Annotated in this window: 5 protein-coding genes; 1 reads left to right on the top strand and 4 read right to left on the bottom strand. The window is 68.9% G+C overall.

Annotation, left to right across the window (positions count from 1 at the left end):
• The 3 genes from ETD86_RS52765 to ETD86_RS52755 form a co-directional block, all read right to left on the bottom strand.
• The coding region (locus tag ETD86_RS52765; protein WP_138674136.1) for a sulfite exporter TauE/SafE family protein at window positions 1-639 on the bottom strand (639 nt) is incomplete at its 3' end.
• 11 nt (window positions 640-650) lie between these two features.
• On the bottom strand, window positions 651-1,571 hold the full coding sequence (locus tag ETD86_RS52760) for an SPFH domain-containing protein (RefSeq protein ID WP_138674135.1): 921 nt from the start codon (window positions 1,569-1,571) through the stop codon (window positions 651-653).
• A gap of 90 nt (window positions 1,572-1,661) precedes the next feature.
• Window positions 1,662-2,450, bottom strand: coding sequence for an ABC transporter ATP-binding protein (locus ETD86_RS52755; RefSeq protein WP_138674134.1), 789 nt, complete (start codon window positions 2,448-2,450; stop codon window positions 1,662-1,664).
• 68 nt (window positions 2,451-2,518) lie between these two features.
• On the opposite strand from ETD86_RS52755, the gene ETD86_RS52750 reads away from it, so the two are divergent.
• On the top strand, window positions 2,519-3,235 hold the full coding sequence (locus ETD86_RS52750) for a hypothetical protein (RefSeq protein ID WP_170223785.1): 717 nt from the start codon (window positions 2,519-2,521) through the stop codon (window positions 3,233-3,235).
• On the opposite strand, the gene ETD86_RS52745 is transcribed toward ETD86_RS52750, so the two are convergent.
• Window positions 3,222-4,178: a WD40 repeat domain-containing protein gene (locus tag ETD86_RS52745; protein ID WP_138674133.1), complete on the bottom strand. Its 957-nt coding sequence runs from the start codon at window positions 4,176-4,178 to the stop codon at window positions 3,222-3,224. The genes ETD86_RS52750 and ETD86_RS52745 overlap by 14 nt on opposite strands.
• Window positions 4,179-4,244 lie beyond the last annotated feature (66 nt).

The raw sequence follows: 4,244 nt of genomic DNA, 5'->3' as shown, positions 1-4,244 counted from the left end.
GCCCAGTCCCACCCCCGCCACGGCCTGCCAGTCCACGTCCGCGAACAGCAGGAAGAACGTGGCCGCCACGGCGTTGACGATCAGTGCCAGGACGTTCTTGGCGGCGTTCACGCGCTGGAGATGGTCGTCGAGGAAACTGCCCAGCAGGCCGATCAGCAGCACGCCCTGGGCCGCGCCGAAGTACCCGCCGTAAATGCCCGCGGCCAGCACGCCCAGCCACAGCGCCGGCCCTCCGTGCGGGTGGGCGTGCTCACGCCGCTCGGCCAGCCAGCGGTTGACCCTCGGCTGCACCACGACCAGCACGCAGGCCAGCGCGATCAGCGCGACGACGACGATCTCGAAGACGTCCGGATCCAGGAACAGGAGCAGGATCCCGCCGATCAGCGCCCCGACCGCCGAGGCGGCGCCCAGGCGCAGCAGGCGGTCGCGCTGGCCTTGAAGTTCGGGGCGGTAGCCGTACGCGCCGGTGAAGGACCCCGGCACCAGGCCGATGGTGTTGGAGACGTTCGCCGTGACGGGATCGATGCCGACGGCCACCAGCGTCGGAAACGTGATCAGGGAGCCCGACCCGACGACCGCGTTGATGGCACCGGCCACCACCCCGGCCGCGCATACCGCAGCCAGCTCCCACCCCGTCACGAACCCTCCTTTTACGTATCTGGGCTCTTGGGGGGTGTGAACAGGCCGCCAAGGCTCTCCAGGACCTTGCCCATCTCCGATGGGACGATCCAGATCTTATTGGCCTCGCCTTTGGCGATCTCCGGCAGGGTCTGCAGATACTGGTAAGCGAGTAGTTGCTGGTCAGGCTTCCCCTCGTGGATGGCCTTGAACACCATCCCGATCGCGTCCGCCTGCCCCTTGGCCCGCATGGCCTGCGCCTCGGCCTCCGCCTGGGCCCGCAGCACGGCCGCCTCCGCCTCGCCGCGCGCCCGCAGCACCGACGCCTGCTTCTCGCCCTCGGCCTGCAGGATCGCCGCCTGCCGCTGGCCCTCGGCGGTCAGCACCGCGGCGCGCTTGTCGCGGTCGGCACGCATCTGCTTCTCCATCGAGTCCTGGATGGAGGCGGGCGGGTCGATGGCCTTCAACTCGACGCGGTTGACGCGGATGCCCCACTTGCCGGTCGCCTCGTCGAGCACGCCGCGCAGCGCGGTGTTGATGTCCTCGCGCGAGGTCAGCGTACGCTCCAGATCCATGCCGCCGACCACGTTACGCAGCGTGGTGACGGTGAGCTGCTCGACGCCGATGAGGAAGTTCGCGATCTCGTACGTGGCCTTCTTCGGGTTGGTGACCTGGAAGTAGATCACGGTGTCGATCGAGACCACCAGGTTGTCGGACGTGATCACCGGCTGGGGCGGGAACGACACCACCTGCTCACGCAGGTCGATCATGTCCTTGATGCGGTCGATGAACGGCACCACCAGGTTCAGCCCCGGTGTCAGCGTCCTGTGGTAGCGCCCGAGCCGCTCCACGATGGCCGCCGTGGCCTGCGGGATGATGCGGATCGTGCGGACCATTCCGAAGCCCACCGCCGCGACCACGACGAGGGCGACGATGAGCTGCTCGACGGACATGGCGACGCTCCGAAGTCGAGGGGACCGACTCCGTAGATCCTATTTCGTTTCAGCTGCAGGAGCCCTTTATGTGCATAAACGGTGATCTAGCTAGTACGGGCGGGCATACCAGCGGCCCTCCGAACTGCGCTCCAGCGTGAGCGGGACCCCGAACGTCTGGGACAGGTTGTCGGACGTCATCACATGCTCGAGCGGTCCCTGGTCCACCACGGAGCCGTGCCTCAGCAGCAGCCCGTGCGTGAACCCGGCGGGCACCTCCTCCACGTGGTGCGTCACCAGGACCAGCGTCGGCGAGCGGAGATCCCCGGCCAGCAACGACAGGCGGCGCACCAGGTCCTCGCGACCACCCAGGTCGAGCCCGGCCGCGGGCTCGTCGAGCAGGAGCATCTCGGGGTCGGGCATGAGCGCGCGGGCGATCTGCACCCGCTTGCGCTCCCCTTCGGACAACGTGCCGAAGCGCCGCCTGATCAGATGGGCCGCGCCCATCATGTCGATCAGCTCGACGGCCCTGGTCACGTCGTTGGAGTCGTACTCCTCGGTCCAGCGGCCCATGATCCCGTAGGAGGCGGTCAGCACCAGGTCGATGACCTTCTCCTCGGGCGGGATGCGCTCGGCCAGCGCGGCGCTCGCCAGGCCGATGCGGGGCCGCAGATCGAACACGTCCGCCTGCCCCAACCGCTCCCCGAGCACCTCGACCACGCCCTCGCTCGGGTAGAGCAACGTGCCGGCGACCTGGAGCAACGTGGTCTTACCCGCGCCGTTGGGACCGATGACGGCCCATCGCTCGTCCGCGTTGACCGTCCAGTCGATGCCGCGCAGCAGGGCCGCTCCGTCGCGCCTGACGGCGACGTCCTGGAGCCGCAGCACCTGACCACCCATCCCCGAACCTCCTTTAGGAGTCACCCTGGGGACAAACCTATTGCAGGGCGAGCGCATATCGTGGACCGGTGCGCCCTGAATCGCCTGTCTGTGCCTCTCTGGTCGCCTGGGGCAACGCGTGGCTGGCCGGCCACGTCGGCCTCGACGAGGCGGCTGACCACGTGGAATCCGCCTGCGGGCCCGCCGTCGTAGGTGAGGTCTCGTTGCGTAAATACCTCGCAAACCTCCGCACGGGCGGGCTGCGCGAGCTGCGCCTGGCCCTGCCCGCACCCGGGGATCCACTCGGGCTGTCGGGCCCCGCGTCGTTCAACTCCGCCGCGGTCGACGCCGGGCAGGCCGCGATCGCCGTGCTCGACGACCACAACATCGGGCTGGTGCCGGCGCTGGACCTGCGCGGGTCGTCCTATGTCGGGGTACGCCTGGACGTGCAGGAATCCGGGCCAGTACGTCATGACCTGCCCTCCCTGTCCGAGGCCGAGCGCGAGTTGTCGGACGCGATGCGCTCGGCCACCGAGGCGCTGGCCTCCATCGACGGGCCCGCGCAGAGCCGCCCCTCGCTGGGGCGGCAGGACGGCGCGCTGGCTCCCGGCTATCCCGCGCGGGCGCACCGCGTCTCCACACTGGCCACGCGGCTGGCCGCGGTGCTGCGCCTGGCCGACGACCGCGGGCTCACGTCCGGGCAGATCGCCGTCCGCGGCGCCGCGCTGCGCGAGCTCGACCGCGCGGTACGGCGCGCGGTCGTGGCCGCCCACCACGCGATCTTCGAACCCATCAGGAACCAATAGCCGCGTCCCCGGCCTTCCACAACCTGACCAGCTTGTCCTTGCCTGCCGAGACGAGGGCGACGCGGTCGTCGAGGCGGACGATGCCGACGGCGTACACGCCGCTCTTGTGTGCCTTGACCGGCTTGCCGAGTGCCTTGCGGGCGTCCGGGTCCCACAACCTGATCGTGCCGTCGGTGCTGCCGGACAGCAGCACCAACCGGTCGTCCACGGTGCCGAAGGACAGCGAGTAGATGATCTTCTTGTGGCCGGACATGGTGCCGATGGTCTTGCCGCTCTTCGGATCCCAGATCCTGATTTTTCCGTCTTTGCCGCCCGACGCCACGACGGTCTTGTCGTCGAGCTTGCCGATCGTGACGGCGTACACGCCCTTCGAGTGGCCCTTGTACGCCTTCCCGTACGCCTTGCGCTTGGACACGTCCCACATGCGCAGCGACTCGTCCTCGCTGGCCGAGATCGCGATCGCGCGGTCACCGATGTGGGTGGCGCTGAGCCAGTTCACCGGCTTGCGGTGGGCTCGGACGCTCTTGCCCGTGGACTTGCGCTTGCTCAGGTCCCAGAACCTCAGGTAGCCGTTGGCGTCGCCGGTGACCGCCATCCACTTGCCCTTGACCTTGGTGACGGCGACCGCGTAGACCGCGTTGCCGTGCCAGCCGAGGACCTTGCCCTTGCGGGTCTTGAGGTTCCACAGGCGCACGCTGCCGTCGTAGCCGCCGGAGACCGCGACGGGGGTCTTGCCCATCATCGCGCCGGCCACGGCGTACACCTCCTGACTGTGGCCCTTCATGGTGGCCAGGGACTTGTGCGTGGCCAGGTCCCACAGGCGCACCCGGCCGTCCTGGCCGCCGGTGACCAGCCAGGTCTTCTTGTCGCTCACGGAGACGGCGGAGAACGTCTGGACGCCCTTGGTGTGGCCCTTGAGCGACTTGCCGTCCTGCTTGCCCACCACGGGGACCGTCTGCTCCGCGGGCTGTTCCTGGGTGGGTGTGGGGGCTATCTCTTATACACATCT

This window comes from Nonomuraea turkmeniaca (genome assembly GCF_005889735.1).
Taxonomy (GTDB): domain Bacteria; phylum Actinomycetota; class Actinomycetes; order Streptosporangiales; family Streptosporangiaceae; genus Nonomuraea; species Nonomuraea turkmeniaca.
Note: the sequence above shows the minus strand (reverse complement) of the source record. Positions and strands in the feature narration are given on the sequence as shown.

Coding starts and splice junctions, on each gene's coding strand:
- ETD86_RS52755 (WP_138674134.1), bottom strand. CDS start 2,450: ATGGGTGGTCAGGTGCTGCGGCTCCAGGACGTCGCCGTCAGGCGCGAC.
- ETD86_RS52760 (WP_138674135.1), bottom strand. CDS start 1,571: ATGTCCGTCGAGCAGCTCATCGTCGCCCTCGTCGTGGTCGCGGCGGTG.